The sequence below is a fragment of the Sphingobacterium sp. 40-24 genome (assembly GCF_001899705.1).
GTDB lineage: Bacteria > Bacteroidota > Bacteroidia > Sphingobacteriales > Sphingobacteriaceae > Sphingobacterium > Sphingobacterium multivorum.
In genome coordinates this window covers 17,693-36,545 of the sequence record NZ_MKWH01000055.1, presented here as the reverse complement: position 1 = coordinate 36,545, position 18,853 = coordinate 17,693, and the positions used below count along the sequence as shown (strand labels likewise).

Below are 18,853 nucleotides of genomic sequence, written 5' to 3'. Positions count from 1 at the left end.
TACACATGAAAAATATATGCTACTTATTATTAGCTCTCGCAGCTATTACTTGTCTCAGTTCATGTGAGAAAGAACTTCACAAGTATGAAGGAAAGCCAACCATTTATTTTAATGAAACGGCCCGGCCCCTCGCCTATTCCTCTGAGGTCCTTAAAGATTCTACCCTGATCTCTTTCAGTCTGACCAAAGAGGCAATAGTCGACTCCCTTGTGCATATGGTCATTGCCACCATAGGAAACGTAGCAGATAACGACCGACCGTATAAAATCGTCCCAAATGCATCATCTACTGCAATTGAGGGCAAACACTACGAAATCATCAACAAGGATTTTTCGATCAAAAAGAATCAACTTCGGGATACCATATGGCTCAGATTTATGCGAACTTCTGACATGAAAGACCAAAATTTCCTGCTCAGCTTTGACCTTCTTGAAAATGAAAGCTTCTCGGTCGACATGCAGTATAAGGTGACGAACCAAACTACAGGCCAAAGACTGAATTTCATCAATTATAGATGGTTTATCAATGATATAATAAAAAAGCCAACCCGTTGGCTGGACTTCTATCTCGGAACCTTTTCGCGTAAAAAGCTCAACTTAATGGTGGAAGTCCTGAATGTCGACCCCCAGTATATAGATACCAATATCTCAATTGCTGAAACATTAGCCTATGGCAAATTTATGCAGCGGTATCTGAATGAACAAAAGGCGGCTGGCAACCTTATCTTGGACGAAGACGGCCAACCAATGAGTATGGGGAGTGCTGCTCAATAGCCTACAAACTTAAAACGAAAAAAATGACATTAAATATCTCATATTCGATCATTAGCCTCTTGATGACATGTATGTTCTTGGGGGGCTGTAAAAAAGATCTTGGAAATTATAATTATGTTCAAATAAATGAATTGGATACGATTGCAGAACTACCCAACGAAGTCACTGCTCTTGTCGGTAAAGACCTCCAGTTGACGCCTAAAATCCAATTCACACAAGACAGCAAATTTATTGAAGATAATTATCAGTACCAGTGGACTTATATCGGTTCCAACGGCCTCGGAGGCCAGACGATATTCTCATTAAGTGAAGAAAAAGATCTGAATATTAAAATAAATCTTACTGCGGGAAGCTATCAAGCCTATTTTTCAGTGACAGAAAAACAGACAGGAATAAAATATACACGTCCATTCAAACTCAAAGTCGTCAACGAAATCAACGAAGGTTGGATTATGATGAACGAAGCCAATGGTAAGGCCAGAGTCGATATGCTCGTGTTAAATTCCAACAATATTTTTGACTTGTACAATGATGTTTTAGCCTATACCGGATCTGAGCTGAAATTAACCGGCAAACCTGTTATGACCTATACCTATTCGACAGGATTATTACTCGGACCAGACAAGATCAGTTATGGGCTGTATTTTGGTACAACCACCGGAACAACAAAAGTAGATCCCAACACCTTTAAATGGACAAATACCATGGGGCTATCTTATGAAATGATTGGTACAATTCCGGCCGGATTTTATGCCGACGTCATCCAACAAAGAAATGGTTCATCTTCCTATTTAATAGGTGGTGGAAACGCTTACTTTTATGATCGGGCATTGAATATATTCTACTCATCCCCGATCAATTACATCGCAGCTGAAGAAAAAAGTTTTGAGGTAGCTCCTTTTATAGGAGGAAGACATACGGATGTTTCCAATCCGGTTACATTATATGATAAAACCAATCGAAGATTTGTGCGCCATGTATCTACCGCTTCAACTTGTACCACACTTATCGACCCGGACAAGGATCTCAAGTTATTCAGTTTTAAAACAGGACTTGATATGGTATACATGCGTTGGATGGCATACAACGGTGGTGAGATCTTCGCTATCCTAAAAGAGCCTAATGGGTCAAAAAAACACCTCGCAAGGTTCAACGCTGTCAGCACGGCACAGACTTACTATAATGAAATCACCGGCACAGACATCGATAAAGCAGAATTCTTTGCATTCAATCCTGAATTTGGCTACCTGTTTTATAATGCTGGAGGTAAAATTTATGAATACGATATGACTTATAAAACTTCCAAATTGATGGTCGATCTAGGAGATAAAAAAGTAAGCTATCTGAATTTTTATGAATTCAAGAATTCCACAAAATATACCAGTGGAAATAAACTCATGGTAGGATTTTATGACCCTAACAAGGCAGACGGTACCGAAGGGAGCTTAAATATTTATACTGTCCCAGGGCTGAACGCAAATATTGTGCTGGATAAATCCTATACAGGTTTTGGCCGACTCAAAAATTTAACTTATCGCGAACGCTAATATTCTAACTATACGTTACTTCATACTATTCTCATCCTTAATTAATTCGAGGGAATAGTATGAATTTTAACAAGGTTCAGCCCGAAGTGGATTACGAGCTTGGTCGATAAATAAATAGTCATTGTATTATACTAAACAGATTAAATCTTCCCCTAAGCCAATGAGCATCGGGGAATGAAAGCGATTATAAACGATTTTATGCAATATCTTCAAATTAAAAGGTCATTTTTGCTCGGGTTATATGTATTGGCAGGATCCTATTGTCATGCCCAAGCCAAAAACATATTCGGCGAAAAACTGTTCCAAACTTTCCAACAGAAAGACACCACATTAATTGTTGCTGAACTGGCTCCAAATTTCTCCATAGCAGGACACACCGATGCTGGCGCCAAGTTTCGGTTAAACCAGATTATCAAAAATTACCCCGTTTCAAAAATTGAGGTTATAACAGAAAAAAAGACAGCAAAGGGAACACTCTTACAATTAAACGTTACAGCTGAGACAGATAAAAAGCGAAATACTGAGGCCTTACTCGATAAATCCGGCAAGTTAGTACGGCTTTCCTTATTTGACCAACTTTATGGCATGCAACGTAAGGAAAAAGCACAATTACGGGCAACTATTCCTTTCGAAAACAAAAATGGATCCATCTATCTCCAGGTCAAAATCAATGGCTACGAAAAACCATTACGCTTACTGTTTGATACAGGTGCGGACGGCATGGCTGTAAATCAACAATTAGCCGATGCTATTGGCCTAAAGGTCACAAGAGAGAATAATGCTTCTGTGGTTGGTGGCAATACCAAAATTCAAGTGTCAGACAATAACAGCATTCTATTAGATACCTTAAAATTAAACGGACAGGGTATTGCGATATTCCCAGAAATGGGTAAAGAAGGGGATGGTATCATTGGTAATACATTAATTCGTCAATTTATTACCCACATCGATTACGACAAAAACTTAATTTCGCTGTATGATTTTGGAGATTTTCAATATAAAGACAAAGGAACTACCGTTCCGATTACAATGCCCGCTGGAGTAATTATTCTTCCCGGCCAACTTGAAATCATACAAGGCAAAACGTATACCGGACATTTTGTATTCGATACCGGAGCATCCTATGACCTCATCTGTTTCCGTCCCTTTGTACGCCAAAATAAGTTACTTGTTAGTGGATTTAAGCCCGAAGCTCAGGCAGCAACCGTAAGCATGGGCGTCTCTTCACCGACCTTCTCCGGAAACAGTTATCAATTTGCGATTTCACCACTACCCGCCATAAATGGTTTACCCATTACATTAATGGGAGGTAGTTCCGCAAACGAGCAATGGAAGCCAGGGTTTGACGGATCCATAGGCGTCCGCCTCCTCAGCAGATACAATATCACAATCAATCTAGCAGATAATGAGGTCCATTTTTCGCCGAATAAGCTACATACCGCCCCGCAAGACTTTCTGGTAAAAAACAATCAATTTGGATGGGACAATGTTGGTCGACTGAAAGCTTTAGGAATAATAGGTGCCCTTGAAAACCCCGATGGCTTAAAAGCAGGAACCATAATTCAAAGGATCGACAATTACACCGAAGATCAACTTAAGAAAAAACCGATGCTGATTGAAGAAATAAGACTAAAAGCAAAGGAACAGCCCATTGTCATTACTGTTGCGGGCAATAAAACAATTACAATTTAACAACTGAGAGGCCCTAAATATACAATCGCCCAAAACACAGATTAGATGAAAAAAAATATCTTTTATATGGTCACAACCTGTTGTGGTCTGCTCTTGTCATGCCTGTTGCATGCGCAGGAAAAAATAGTTCAAGGAACTTATGCCGAATGTCAAGCGCTGGCAAAAAAAGAGAACAAACTTATCCTTATTGACCTTTACTTTGTCGGATGCATGCCCTGTGCGGAAATGGATAAACAAGTATTCCCAGACCCTGCTGTGGTCAGTGAACTCAAAGCCAATTATATTCTCTACAAAACCGACGTGATGAAGGAGGTGGATGGCAAAAGGCTGGCCCGAAAATACGGTGCCCCCGGTTTCCCAACTTATGTTATTGTAAATCCAGATGGAAAAACGCTATTGACCGAATCAGGGTTCTTTGGGGTAGACCGATTTGTCCCCTTGTTGAAAGAAGCCGTTCAACGCAACAAATCCGAATTATTTCTAGCCTTTAATAACAGTCTGGAAAATGAGTATCCAGCGGCCTATAGTGAGCGATTTATCAAGACCGGTGAGAAGCACGATTTTGCAGAATTAGAAGGCTATCTGGATCAACAAAAAGACCTTTTCGGCGAAACAGCATTTTTAGCCAATAGCGTTTCCTCATTCCCGAAATACAACGATTGGGTTTACACACACCTACCTCAACTCATCAAGATGTATGGTAGTAATCTACTTCGGAATAAAATTTCAGCAATGGCATCAAAGAAAAGCAAACAATATGGTTCTAAGCAACAGCTGGACAGCTTAGAAAGCATGCTCACGTATATTCGTCCAACTTTTAATGACAAATTATGGGATACCTTCTTACCCGCGTTTATCTCCAATTATTACACAAGCTCCAAAGATGCCAGTACCTATTTGAAATTGATCACGCAATTCAATCTTTATACGACTTGGGATCTTAGAAGCAACGCATTGGGACAAGTCATCATAGACCAAGCAAAGGAGCCTAAAATACTAAATAAAATATTAGCCGAATACCAGCAACAGCAAAGTATGCAGCAACTAGATGCCATCGATAACTACCGCTTGACCTTACTTTATTACTATCTAAAAGACTTTAAAAACGCGACAAAATCTGTGCAAACACTTTTAAACGCTGATCTGTCTGACTCCAGTCATTCCACAATAAAAAAAGAAATACTTGCCTTGAAAGCTGCCATAGACAAAAAGAATCCAGACTTATTTCAAGCGAGAGATATCAAGAAAATTATTCCATTTAATATCAGTTAAACCCACACAATCATGATCAGAAAAACCATTTTATTATTGACCACATTTATTTCAACTTTTGCAGCACTGGCGCAACAACCAAGCAATGTCACCGGTACCACAGATCCTATTAAAGTAAAACGCGTAGGCCTATTCAAAGTACTTAATGGACGGCTAAAAGAAATCGCAACAGCTATTCCGGATGCTGCTGGCCGATTTGGATTCCGTTTCACACCCGAGTACGAGGGTCTATATTCGATCGGTAGCGGAACCGCACAAAATCAACAAGGATTATTTCGCTTCTATTTCAAAGGAAATGAGGACCTAAACCTAAAATTGACCTCAAGCGATTATGAACTTACGGGCAAAAACAGCCCCGAAAACGAAGCGCTTTATACATGGGATAAACAATCAAAAAGTTTCCGCGATAAGGGAACAACGCCAGGTGGAATGAGTACTTACGTCGATTTCTTTCCTGAAGTAGAACAGTTTAAAGAAAAACTCACTGGAATAAAAAAATCCATTAACACTGGAAACGCTAACTTCGACAAGTTTTTTCCCGAAATCGTAGATTACGATTTTGCCTATTATGCGATCTCTTATTTATACATGCCTCGTACAGCGCACCCAAGCAAAGAAGAAATGAGCGATTATTATACACAATTCAATGCCGATCGCTTTCTCACAACTGAGCTACTTAAATTTCCTTATGGCGATCGCTTTATGAGTAATATGCTGTACAGGAAGTTAGACTTGGCAACGAAACCGACATTTGATCAACAGGTTGCCGCGATAGGTCCAGATGTGCTTAAAGGACAATATGTGCTACAACGTCTGGAAGGAGCACGTTCTTACAGCGACTTTCAGGAAATGAATAATACCTATAGAAAATACTTTACTTTACCTGAGCAGATTGAACGTGCAAAGATTGTTGAAGCTAAGCTTGTTGAAACAAAAACTGGTGTACCTGCATTTCAGTTTAGCTATCCGAATATCAGCGGTCAAAAAATTAGCCTTGCGGACTTAAAAGGTAAAGTTGTTTTAATCGATATGTGGGCAACCTGGTGTGGTCCATGCCGTGCAGAAGAACCTCACTGGGAAAAATTGAACGAAGAATTCATAGGAAAACAGGTCGCTTTTGTAGGCGTATCCGTAGACCAAGACAAACCAAAATGGGAAGCCTACGTCAAGGAAAAAAACTTAAAAGGTATCCAACTACATGCCGGATCAGGAAATACTTTATCCGACGCTTACAAAGTCAATACCATTCCACGTTATATCCTCATCGACAAATCTGGAAACTTAATCTCTGCAGATAGTCCAAGGCCAAGCGACCCTAAATTGAAAGCTTTGCTTGAAGAATGGAGTAAAAAATAAAAACCGAATTACAACCTACCTATGCAAAAAGATCCCAGTTGAAATAAAACTGGGATCTTCCATTATAAAGACAGCACATCTATCATCTAACGTTATTAAATAATTAACGAATTACGTTCATCCCAATTGTGGATCAGTTTTCGAATGATTGCCCGTTTCCACACGTCCTGCAAACTGGCGTACAAATTTGGTATTCTCAGCATGTACCGTAATATCATACCACCCATGGATTTTATGAGATTCCACAATCCACTTCGTAGATTTCCCGGCAGCAAGTACAATGGATTTCTTCCATGTACTATAAGCATTATCCTCCGCATGTAGACGGAATGATTTTTTACCATGATTTTGAATCTCCAAAACAAGATTACCCGTTAAGTGCCCTTTCCTCCCGATTTCATAAGTTGCACGAACAGTCAATGGTTCCTCATGTCCTTTAAATCCCCGCATAAACCCATTTGGGCCATATACGGTTAGATCGTAATGCCCATCTTTAAAGTCAGCCAGATTCCAGTCAAAGCTCAGATTCTGACCAGCAACAACTGCAAAAGGCCAAAATTTAACCCCTTCTTTATAACTTGGTCCACTATAGACATTAAAAGGGCTACTGAGCGATTTATCATCAAACACCTTATTGCCCGCTTCTAATGTTAAATGAATTCGGTTGTCTTCTTTAGCAAATGACTCTTTAGCATAGAGCTCATAGGCTAACGCGCTAGAATTTTTTTGACCTTTCTCCTGTCTCGCCAGTAAAGTGGAATGCCCCTTAGACCGTAATGCTGCGGCATCCTCTTTCGACCAAACGTGAAAATTATTGGGTAGTGGTTTCGATTTCGCCTGATCAATCGCATAGATCTGCTGATTCCGATCAAGGAAAGGCAAATCAACAGCATTCGATCCCTCAGCTTTCCGAAATATCGATGTCAAGTCACCTGTAATAGCTCGACGCCAAGAGCTTATATTTTCCTCTTTTACCTGCTTACCCAACTTTTTCTCGAAAAAATGCTCCATAAATTGAATCGTCGACGTGATATCGCAGATCTCCGAATTGACCCAACCGCCTTTTGACCAAGGCGAAGCCACAATCAAAGGGACGCGGTAACCAAGCCCCACTGGGCCTTCCGTTGCATTATCTTTTTCTTCACCATCGGCAAGCTCCTGTGCTAAACTCACATATTCACCACTATAATCTAATTCCGGAGAAGTTTTTCCAGAACGGCTGTCTGCGGGGTTAGGTGCTACAAAAGGAGGAATATGATCAAAGTAACCATCATTCTCATCATAGTTGAGAATAAAAATGGTCTTCTTCCAGATTTCCGGATTTTCTGTCAAAATATTCAATAGCTCCGATACATACCAAGCGCCATACATAGGTGCACTCGGATGATCTGAAAAGCTTTGTGGTGCTACAAGCCACGACACTGCTGGCAGTTTCCCTGACTTCACATCATGTCTAAATTGGTGGAGTACATCACCCTTAGGAACGGTAATTTTTTCACCCTCATGTGTCACAACGCTTGTCTCCCGATAGAAGGGGTCCCCCTCATTCGTTTGAAATGCACGTTCATGCAAAGCACGCTGCTCTTCAGGAAGCTGCTGAAAAGCATGCTCCGTAAGGCGTGCCAAATGTTTTTGGTAGCTATTCAGCTGTTCCTGCTTCTGCTTGAGTTTATTCTGTGTTTTCTGGACACTCTCGGAGCTATTATTAGCTAATGCTTTCTCAAGTTCTTGAATCTCCGCTGGTAATTCCGCGACACGTTTCCGCATAAAACCAAGATGGCTTTTCTTGAATTCAATATGATATTGCGCAAACCATTCTAAATTATTGTCTGTAAAATTACCCAACAAATCCTCGCCGTCTAAGCCACTTTCTATGCTGACCTCATTTTGGTAGACTTTCCAGGAGATCCCCGCTTCTTCCAGGCGTTCAGGAAAAGTCTTCCAATGTGCCCAACGGTTAAAATAGATATCGGAATTCCGCACCAATGGCTTCGCCCCTTTATGTGGCACACAGGTCCCAGTCCAGAAGAAATGCCTATTGGTTGTTGTACCTGTGATAGACGAACAGAAGTGCTGATCGCAGATCGTAAAGGCATCAGCCAATGCATAATAAAAAGGGATATCTTCACGTGTATAATAACCCATTGTTAGCGGAATCTCTTTCAGAACCTTTCCTCCTGGCCGTTTTGCTTCGATCCAATTATCGTGTTTTCCCTCATTACGGGCTGCCATCTGGTTTTCCCAGGAATGTGGTAAATTTCCGGTCCACGCAGCATTGGAGTTTTTGATATCCAGTCGAAACGGCGAATAGGTCTTACCTGCAGCCGACGACTGCAACCATACGGGATTACCGCTAGGCAATTTAATCGCCCGTGGATCATTAAATCCCCTAACCCCGCGAAGGGTTCCAAAACTATGATCAAAAGAACGATTCTCTTGCATTAATAAGACAATATGTTCGGCATCTAAAAAGGTACTTCCTGTTATAGGTTCAATCGCCAATGCACGCTGTATCGCATCAGGCATGGCATTTTGTAAACCAAAAACACCCGCTAACAACGAAGCCTTCTTGATAAAATCTCTTCTGCTATCCATAAATAAATTTGTTGTCTCTCTACTAAATTCAATGGTCCACAGCGAATATATTCATTCGCTGTCGTTTTTAATGTAACGTTTTTAACAAAAATCCCCGCAAACGATTGATTTCATTTGCGGGGATTGTTTTTTCGAACGGCTTATTTCAAAAGCCACATCAATTGGTTGATTTCATCTTTCCCACCATATTGACGTGCAAGCGCTTCATCCAGATTTTGTCCGTTATAGTTATACTCACTGGCTGGATAACGCCAACGAACAGGTATTTTAGTTGGATCATCGGCATTTAAACTGGATGCTGGGTTGATTTTCCATTTTGGATAACCTGTACGACGATAATCATAGTAAGGATTTATTCGTCCTTGCAAGAAGCTAGCTAAATACTTTTGCGTCATAATTGCCTCAATCTGTCCTTCTTTAGTTGTAGGGAATTGATCTCCATAGGAAGCAATAGCACTGGCGATATAGGTCCCATCCAATGGCATATTATGTGTGTACTGGCTCGTATTTGGGGTATTGTCCGCAATGAATTTCATCGCTGCTTCAATGCCTTTTTTATACCAATTGACTGAAGACTCTGTAACCCATCCTCTTGCAGCTGCTTCAGCAACCACAAAACATAGATGCGCATAGCTATATTGTTGTGTTGGTTCGCCACTTACAAGCTCGGTATAGCGGTCATTTAATTTAGAATAATCGTTTTTCTTTTTCAAGTCCGCAATATCGCCAAACGCCAAGGATGGATCAATACCAACATACGCACTAAAATCACTTACTTGTTTGCCATTGGCAATTTGCAAAGCTGATGGGTTTGCATAGAAAAATAGCCTTCTATCTTGATATTGCTTCAAACGGTCTATAATCTCCGTAGACACAACGGGATAAATAACGAAACTATTACTGATTTTATAAAAAGGATAGGTTTGGCCACTTTTATCCGAACGTACCAACTGAAAATTATCGGCATTCGCAGTGAATATAGGCTTGTTCGTTAAAATCGATTGAAACCGTCCTTTTAAATTCAAGTCTGCATCAGCTTCCTTCTTGCTCAGTTGAATCAGTACATTTAACGCAAAACTGTTGACGAGCTTTCTCCATTTTGTTATGTCTCCGCCGTACAAGGGATCGCCCGCAAATTTTGCTCCGCTTGCAAAGAGCTGGTCTGCTTTCTCTAGCTCGTTAAGTATGCCCAAAAAGACCTCTTTTTGAGTATCATATTTTGGAAAATATGTTTTGTCTGATTCCCCTTTTAAAGCTTCTTTGTAAGGCACATCGCCTACACTCATTGTCGCCTCATAAAATTTCACAGCTCTGGCAAAATACATTAACCCATTGTAGGAATTTGCCAACACATCTGTTGCAGCATACTGTCCCATGAAGTGAGCATCATTGATTGCGTTCATTGATATACCCCCTTCACCGAATCCATTATATTGATACCCCTCAACCAATTCCGTCCATGCAATCTCCTTCGTTAACAAATAGGGCTGCATAAATGATTTTTGTGTCGGCTGATTTGCCAAATTCAGAATAATACGCGTCGCTAGCATGGAAGAATTCACTTGCACAGGAGTTTCAGGATTCGTGTTTATCTCATCAAATTTTGAACAACTCGCCAATGAGATTAAACTCCCCATGGCGATATATATACACAATTTTTTCATTTTCATCTTAATTTTACTGGTTTTTAGAAAGTTACATTTAAATTAAAACCTATGTAACGCATCGATGGTGAGTTCAAATCTTCTGAACCTACATCGGGATCGGAAAAACGATATTCCTTTGTCCAAAGAAGCAAATTCTGTCCAGTAACACCGACACTGGCACGTTTCGCTTTGAATTTAGAGGCTAATTTCTCAGGGACGCGGTAATTGAGCGATAGCTCCCGCAGTTTGATAAATGTCTCATCCCAATAATTTCGTCTACCTGAATACGCCGATTTCCAATAGGTTTCATAAGAGACCACTTTGTCATTTGGCGCAAACACACGCGTGTCTTCAGCAATCTGACCATATTTGTCATAGGTAACTCCCCCAGAAACGATCTTAACACCAGGAGCAACAAAAGTTTTGTTTCCATTAACAACCTCTTCATAGCGATAAGGATTATCCGAATCCGGGTGAGCCCCTGTCTGCCATAAACGGGCGTTCATACCTGAATAAGACATTCCTTTTATTCGCCCGTCAACACTCAAAGAAAGCGAGAAGTCTTTATAACGAAATTGATTTGTCAAACCACCGAACCATTTCGGTGCAGTATAACCGTACAACTGAGCAGCATATTTTGCAGATATCGGCATACCGGAGGCATTGTTAACGATTTGCCCATCAGGAGAGAGCTCCCAATCCTTTACGGTAATATAGTCTGTTCTAGCTCCTTTTTTAACATATAATGCGTCGGCAGAATATACAGGATCAAGCTTGTGATAGAATTCCAGATTTTGAGACATATTTAAAATAATATCCCATTGAAAGTTTTCTTTTTTGATTGCAGCAGTACCCAAAGTGATTTCATGACCTTTCGTCATTTTCTCTTCTTGTGTATTGATTAACCGCGACGTAAAGCCTGATGAGCCCGAAATGGTCGCATAAGTTGTTACATTATGTAACAGACGATAATAACGGGTATAATTACCATAGAATCGATTTTTCCATAGCGCAAAATCAAAACCAAACTCCGTCAAATCACGCTGCGTAGGTGATATGGAGTAGTCCTTGATTGAATTCGGATAAGAAGCCGTTGGCAATCCATCCCAAACATTGTTGCTAATTGAAAAGGCCTGATTTATTTCATATGGAACTGGAACCGTCTTAGTTACTGCCCAAGACCCACGGACCTTGAACATATCCAACCAAGTAGGTTTATTCGCTATTAAATCACTTACGACAACACTACTTGAAACAGAAGGATAAAAATAAGAACGTTGTTCTTTGGATAAAGCCGAAGACCAATCGTTACGACCGGTCGCTTCTACAAAAACAGCATTACGCCAGGAGATAGAAAGTCGTCCATAGGTACTGTTGACCATTTCTTTTGTTTTACTTTCAATAGTCGACACTGGGTCAATTGAGTTTCGAAGCGAGTAAAATCCTGGTATCGACAAGCCATTTACTGTCGTTGCTGTAACCGCATTGTCACGTTTATAAAAAAGAGCGCCGCCCAATAATCCGTCGAAGCCAAAATCACCAACTTTCTTTTTCGCTGTAAAGATTACGTCATTGGTTGTACTAAAACCATCCTGATTTTGCATCCAATACTTTCCTTTACTGTCAAAGCCTGAATATCCGCCCCTCGTACCATAAATGCCCATGGGATTACGTTGCTCCCGTCTTTGTCCATAATAATCATACCCTGTACGTACCATAAGTTTCCCCCAATCAGAAACCTTATAATTCAAGGTCAAGGCAGCATTCATCTTATTGACCAGCTCAGGGGTAACCTTCTCATAAGCCGTTAAATAGGGATTATCATACCATGCCTTATACATCCAATTCTGCGATTGATCTTTAATCAACCAATAATCTTTATAATCCTGTAAATTATACTCAGGCCCGGTCCACACGAGAATATTGTAAATATATCCCTGATCATTATATCCTGCGCCAAAATTACTTGTTGCTGAACGACGATTATAGGCAAGGCGTGTTTCTATATCAACTTTTTCACTAATCTTAGTCTGCCCAGCGACAGACATGTTTGTCATATTCAGCTTTTGGTTTGGATACTGCCCTTTGTTATAGATATGATTTATCGATGTTCTAATACTTCCATGTTCACCCTGGTTGGTAAAACTAACGGAGTTATTGGATATAAATCCCGGCTCAAGAAAATTCTTAAAATTGTCCTTGCCACGGGAAAGCAATTCCATCTCTTCCAGTTGTTTTGTCAGTGGATTCCATTGCTTGGCTGAACGCCCAATATCCAGCTTATCCCCCCACACATAGTCATCATTATTAAACTTTCCCCCTTCACCTGACGAGTACCCATGTTGTACTTCGGGCAAAGCTAGATAACCCGAAAAAAACATGTTATTGCTATTGACTGAGATCTCCGTTCCTTTTTCCGCAAGTCCCTTTTTTGTCGTAATCATAATGGCCCCACCAGCCCCCATACTACCGTACAATGCCGTTGCGGTTGCTCCTTTCAGCACGTTCATATCTTCGATATTATCTACTGGCACATCACGTAGGGTAAGATTTTCATAGGCAACCCCATCGATCACCAAAATAGGTGTTAGTCCCCTTACTTGGATTTGAGGTGTACTGTTAAACTCCGTACTGTTCAAAACACGGACACCCGAAATACGTCCGGTCAATGTAGTTCCTACATCAACCCCCTTTACACGTGTCAGGTCATCACCTTTAATGCTTTGCGTTGCATATCCCAGTGCTTTTTGTTCTCTCTTTATACCCAGTGCCGTTACAACAACTTCACCAAGCTCTTCGGACGATTTGCCTAACTTAATGACATCAGCATTTGAAGCAGAAACTTCACTTGTCTGATAACCAATATAGGAAATCTGAAGGATCGCATCGTCAGCAGTATTTGGCAATTTGAAAACACCACTACCATCCGTAGTAACAGCAACAGCAGTCCCTTTCACACGTACTGTGACACCAGCGATAGGCTGACCTGTTTCCTGATCGACAACCTTACCCCTAATCTCGTTGGAAACAGCGGAAATCGGCTTATCATTCTTACTTCTAACATCATTATTGGTTCTCTTCGAGACCACATACAGCTTCTCATCAATTTTCTTGACCTCCAGATTTCCGTCCGAAATGGTCTGAATAAATTGAACAATCTGCTCCTTTTTCAATGTACTCAAATCAGCTAAGTCATTGACTTTTTGATTTGATATCGAAGCGTCATAGCCAAATTTGACATTAAATTTTTGTTCCATTCGTGTGAGGATTTTCCCAATTCCTTCACTGGTCGAAAATTGTGATGCCATGGTATGAAGTGCAAGCGACTGAAAGAGCAAAGCACTTCCCATAAGTTTTAAATAGTAATTGGTTCTTTTCATAAATTACTTTTTATGGATAATTATTTGATTAAATGCGGTATTAAGCATCGTAAGTGATTTTTCTAGATCACTTGCTGGTAGATAACCTGTATAACTTTCCGTCCGGAAAGAGTCTATCAATTCGAGGTTACTATCCGGATAAAGGTTATTGAGATCGGCGACGATCTGGGTAAGAGGAACTTGATTAAACGATAAAAGATCACTCTTCCAATTTGTTGCACTGGTCGTATCTGCTTTGGATACATCAAATTGCTTTTGTCGCTCATCATAGGCAACTTGCTGCCCAGGTTTCACAATGGAATATTCCTTCCCGCGAGATACACATACGCGGCCATGATTTAATACCAAACGACTGTGCCCCTGCGAACAGTTTAAGTTAAAGGCTGTGCCCAGCACACGAACATCAAAGTCGCCCGAACTGGCTATCACAAAAGGTTGCTCAGGATTTTTGGCGACTTCAAAAAAGGCTTCGCCTGAAAGTTTGATCCGACGTAAACTGTCTGTATCAAAATCTGACAACAATTCAATCTGTGCTCCCTGTCGCAGAGAAACATGTGTACCATCTGGCAGTACCAGCCTCTTCACAAATTTTGTCGGATTAGAATAATGGACAGTTGCGTAGGCTGCGTTCTTATGCTGCTCCCCAAACTTAAATTGAAATAAGAAAGCAAGACCGATCAACAGTAAACAGGCAGCGGCGGAAATGACAGACCAACGTCTTTTCCAAATAGGTACTACACGCGTCGTCAATGGCGTACCTGTAATCGTAAAGAAGATATCTTCAGAAGTTGTTTTGTTCAGTTCACAATCACGATCATCTAGCGCAACAACCTCCTCCACATCTGGAAGTTCATCCCTGTCACAAGAAGTCAGTAAATCAAGAAATATGGCGTTTTCCTCGGGACTAAGTTCTCCCTTAAGGAATTTTCTATATAAAGCAGCTATTTTGGAATTCATCATCTATGCCCATCTTTAAATACATATACGTACCTCGATGACCAGAAGACGATGCGGCTCTAAAAAATATTTAAAAAAATCAATAGGGCTATTGAAATCTCAAAATGATCAATAATATATTGCCGAACAAACTTGTTGCCTTTAACCAATTGATCACGGACGGTATTAACGGAAATCCCAAGCCTATCTGCAATTTCCTGATTATCCAAAAACTCTTCTTTACTCAAAAGAAAAATCTCGAGTCGCGCTTTCGGGAGTTTTGAAATGGCCTCACGATAAACGCGCTCCAAATCTTTAAACCGAATAGCTTCCTCATTCGAATTGTCTACCAATTTGGTCTGATCGATGTCTGTAGCCTGAAATTGGAATCTGACCTTTTGTTTTCGCAATTCGTCGAAAACAAGATTTCGGGCAATCGTATAGAGGTAAGACTGCGGATTTTTATTCCCATCTAATTCTGCCCATTTTTTCCAAATTCGGGAGAATGTTTCCTGGACTAAATCTGCGGCAGCTGGTTCTTCTTTCAGATGTAAATAAGCATATTTATACACTTTGTCCTTATACAACAAAAAGAAAGTTTTGAAATCCAAGGCATTATTATTTTCAATAGGCATTCTTCATCACATATAATTGATCCTACAAGTTTAGTGAGAATTTTTTAAAATATGCCCATAAATGCGTGGGATATGCGACATGTAGACCCAGATTCACAAGTGATAACAATTTAATTATAATCAATTTATATTAAATTAACACCAATTTCATGAGATATTCGATCAACAAAATAATGTCTAAAGGACCACACCATCTTATACAGCAAAGGATAGCCTGACTTAGATGCATAAAAAAGTTCCATTGCAGGTAGGCAATGGAACTTTTATGTATTCCTGTATTTCTACAGTCGATACACGAGTTATTTTAATAATGGAAATGGTCCCAAGAAGTAAGTTCCTCGTTTATAGAAACGGAGAAAGAAATCAAGGACCTCGTCGTTCACCGGAAAGAAGAACTGTTTGTCCACTTCCGCCTTGAATAGATTAACATAGTACTTCGGCAACTCACTTGGGAAAAAATCTTCGACCAAAAGATTCAAAAAGTAGCGTGCATAAGGCACCTCAATTTCACCATCTTTCTCCGCGAAGTCGTTATTCTTTAATGGGAAAAATTCCGCTATACCGCCAAAAACTTCTAAACCCGTTTTCGGATTAAAGAACACGGTGACTTTAGCATCTTCCGTAAGGTCCAAATTTGATTCTGGAAGTGGAGACTCTTCTTTACTCGGGTATTTTTGCTGATATTTCTTAAAGAAATCCGTTGCAAATTCCTTCACTTCCTTTCCTTCCATAAACGCCACTGCAGCCTTATGCTCCGACTGGAACAATTTACCCATATCTTTTAGCTGCTTTTCCGTTTTCTTCAAGCTCTTATCCTTACCATTTAAGGCTTCAATGCGATAAGTCATCTCATACTGCTCAGGTAAATCAAAATTCACTTCATCGGCATTCACAACAGTCATAATTCCCGACAGGTTCCAGGCATCTTTCCAAGGCACAATTTCCATATAGAAAGATAGGGGTTCTGTTGGTTCAACAAATTGCTGTATAGAGTCCTTAAAGATTTTAAATGCAGTTTTTGTTCCGATATGTTTTACATGTACATAAAGCTCATCCGTTTTAACGAATTCGAAAAAGCTATTAATGCGATTACCTAATGTCTTGACAATATCATATAGCGCATGTTCTTTGCCAACCACCTCAGCTACAAACTCAGATGCCTTCAACGCAAACACATGTAGTCTATAATTATTGAAATGGTTGTCTCGAACCCGATAGATCATCTGTTGCAACTGATTTTGATCGTGCTGATATCGCCCTATTTCCGCAACTTGCATCAAATGATTAAGATTGGTGTTATATTCACCCGCTGTCAGGTAATTTGTAGCGACAAGCTTCTCAATAAAATTACGGACTTCAAAATAGTTCGCTCCTTCGTCCAAAACATATTCTAGTTTTAACTTTTCATTTTCAGGAGCAACTTCATAATGTTCTTCCAAGATTGAATAGGCCAAATCTGTAACCAATTGGATCAAACGACCACGGGGATCAATAAATAAATGTGGGTTGCGTTCACTGAAAAACAACCAGGTCAATACAGCAATATCTTCACTATTAATATCCTCAGCATAATAATCCGTCAGGTCATTATCATTATAAAAAGGCAAAAGTTGATTGTATAGTTCTGTATGGATCGTTCTAAAAGCAGCAAAAATGCCTGTTTTCGCAATAACATCTTCTAAGTAACACGTTAGATAGATACTCAATGTCTTTAAAGCATCGGTATGGATGAGATCATTTGTCTCTTGCTCCTCAAACCATAGTGTCGATAAACTATCATTGATTTCATTTGCAACGCGTAAGTAATAACTATCTATTTCGTTTGTTTTTTGATAAGTATGGTGTGCTATCCAGTCTTGAATAAAAATTCTGTTTCCTCTCATATGAAAAATGCTAAAACCAAAAGTAGCCAAATTTTCGAAATATCCATACGGGCAAAACACAAACGCGGACGAAAATAATCTACATGAGTTATAGCAACCACAAACAGCCAAGAACACCTAAATCTCTTGTACAATTTTAGATATGTCCTTACTGTAAAGGAGACTGACTGGACTAAAAGCAGGCGGTATCTGCTAGGAGAATAAAATTGTCACAAAAAAAGAGATACCTCAAAGGGTATCTCTTTCTCTATTTAATATATTTTAATGCTAGCCTGTAGCAATTACATTCTTATTATTTCCCAAATGGTCCAGCAATGTCGGATTCAATATAGTGCATGTTTTGAGTAAATCACGCACAGGATATTTAGCCACCACATCCTCCAGCGCAGCTAAATGCCGCTCGTGGTGCACGTCTGTTCCTACAAAATCATACATCCCAGACTTAATCATTGTCAAAGCTGCAGACTTTACCTCAACACCATAATACCAACTGATCGACAACAAGTTCAGCTGCAACATACAACCCGCATCCTTGATCTGCTTATACATGTTAAAGTTGTAATGATAGTAATTATAACGTTCTGGGTGCGCCAAGATAGGTTGATAACCAAGGTTTTGAATATCCAATATCGTTTGAAATAGCGCTTTGGATTCTTGTAAATAGGACATCTCAATAAGCACATAACCACCGGGCATAACACAGAGTTCATTTGATCCGATGAGATTCACAATGCCGTCATCAATCATATGCTCGGCAGCGGCATGAACTTCGGGTATATTTGGAAGACCTTTTAGACCAGTTAATAGCTTGTCCTTAGCAGCTTCAATCGTACGAATCGAATTTGGATGCACGCCATCCATAATATGCGGTGTACAGATAAATTTCTCGAAGCCCATTCGTCCAAGTCCTTTCAACAATGTCAATGATTGTTCGATAGATTGACTCCCATCATCAATTCCAGGAAGGATATGGTTATGCATATCCACTTCCAAGAAAGCCAGTTTACCGACAACCTTTACTTTTGAATCCTGCGTTTTGTTTCCAAACAGTTTTGAAAATATCCCCATATTGTGATGTATAAATCGTTTAATTTGTCTATTTATGCAGTGAATTAAATGTCAAAAGTACCATAAACAA

Annotated in this window: 12 protein-coding genes; 5 read left to right on the top strand and 7 right to left on the bottom strand. The window is 39.9% G+C overall.

Annotated features, from left to right (window positions below):
* The first annotated feature begins 5 nt into the window (after positions 1-5).
* From BGP15_RS19515 to BGP15_RS19495, 5 genes are all read left to right on the top strand, one after another.
* Positions 6-773, top strand: coding sequence for a DUF4843 domain-containing protein (locus BGP15_RS19515; RefSeq protein WP_286770560.1), 768 nt, complete (start codon positions 6-8; stop codon positions 771-773).
* Positions 774-796: 23 nt separating this feature from the next.
* Positions 797-2,320: a PKD-like family lipoprotein gene (locus BGP15_RS19510; protein WP_286770559.1), complete on the top strand. Its 1,524-nt coding sequence runs from the start codon at positions 797-799 to the stop codon at positions 2,318-2,320.
* A gap of 174 nt (positions 2,321-2,494) precedes the next feature.
* Complete coding sequence (locus tag BGP15_RS19505; protein ID WP_286770558.1) at positions 2,495-4,012, top strand: retropepsin-like aspartic protease; 1,518 nt, start codon at positions 2,495-2,497, stop codon at positions 4,010-4,012.
* Between the two features lie 45 nt (positions 4,013-4,057).
* Positions 4,058-5,284, top strand: coding sequence for a thioredoxin family protein (locus BGP15_RS19500; RefSeq protein WP_286770557.1), 1,227 nt, complete (start codon positions 4,058-4,060; stop codon positions 5,282-5,284).
* A gap of 12 nt (positions 5,285-5,296) precedes the next feature.
* Entirely contained in the window at positions 5,297-6,640 is a 1,344-nt protein-coding gene (locus tag BGP15_RS19495; RefSeq protein WP_286770556.1) for a TlpA family protein disulfide reductase, read from the top strand.
* 117 nt (positions 6,641-6,757) lie between these two features.
* Here the strand turns inward: BGP15_RS19495 and BGP15_RS19490 are convergent, their stop codons facing one another.
* From BGP15_RS19490 to BGP15_RS19460, 7 genes are all read right to left on the bottom strand, one after another.
* Positions 6,758-9,235, bottom strand: a complete 2,478-nt coding sequence (locus tag BGP15_RS19490; protein WP_286770555.1) for a phosphocholine-specific phospholipase C — start codon at positions 9,233-9,235, stop codon at positions 6,758-6,760.
* Between the two features lie 140 nt (positions 9,236-9,375).
* Positions 9,376-10,899 carry a SusD/RagB family nutrient-binding outer membrane lipoprotein gene (locus BGP15_RS19485; RefSeq protein ID WP_286754720.1) on the bottom strand — a complete coding sequence of 508 codons (1,524 nt, stop codon included), beginning with the start codon at positions 10,897-10,899 and terminating at the stop codon, positions 9,376-9,378.
* A 23-nt stretch (positions 10,900-10,922) separates the two neighbouring features.
* Complete coding sequence (locus tag BGP15_RS19480; RefSeq protein WP_286770554.1) at positions 10,923-14,261, bottom strand: SusC/RagA family TonB-linked outer membrane protein; 3,339 nt, start codon at positions 14,259-14,261, stop codon at positions 10,923-10,925.
* 3 nt (positions 14,262-14,264) lie between these two features.
* Positions 14,265-15,221 carry a FecR family protein gene (locus tag BGP15_RS19475; RefSeq protein ID WP_112374011.1) on the bottom strand — a complete coding sequence of 319 codons (957 nt, stop codon included), beginning with the start codon at positions 15,219-15,221 and terminating at the stop codon, positions 14,265-14,267.
* Positions 15,222-15,277: 56 nt separating this feature from the next.
* A complete protein-coding gene (locus BGP15_RS19470) occupies positions 15,278-15,832 on the bottom strand; it encodes an RNA polymerase sigma factor (RefSeq protein ID WP_112374012.1) in 555 nt (184 codons plus the stop codon).
* Between the two features lie 299 nt (positions 15,833-16,131).
* On the bottom strand, positions 16,132-17,715 hold the full coding sequence (locus tag BGP15_RS19465) for a DUF3843 family protein (RefSeq protein ID WP_286754717.1): 1,584 nt from the start codon (positions 17,713-17,715) through the stop codon (positions 16,132-16,134).
* 267 nt (positions 17,716-17,982) lie between these two features.
* On the bottom strand, positions 17,983-18,783 hold the full coding sequence (locus BGP15_RS19460) for a tyrosine-protein phosphatase (RefSeq protein WP_286770553.1): 801 nt from the start codon (positions 18,781-18,783) through the stop codon (positions 17,983-17,985).
* Between the last annotated feature and the right edge of the window lie 70 nt (positions 18,784-18,853).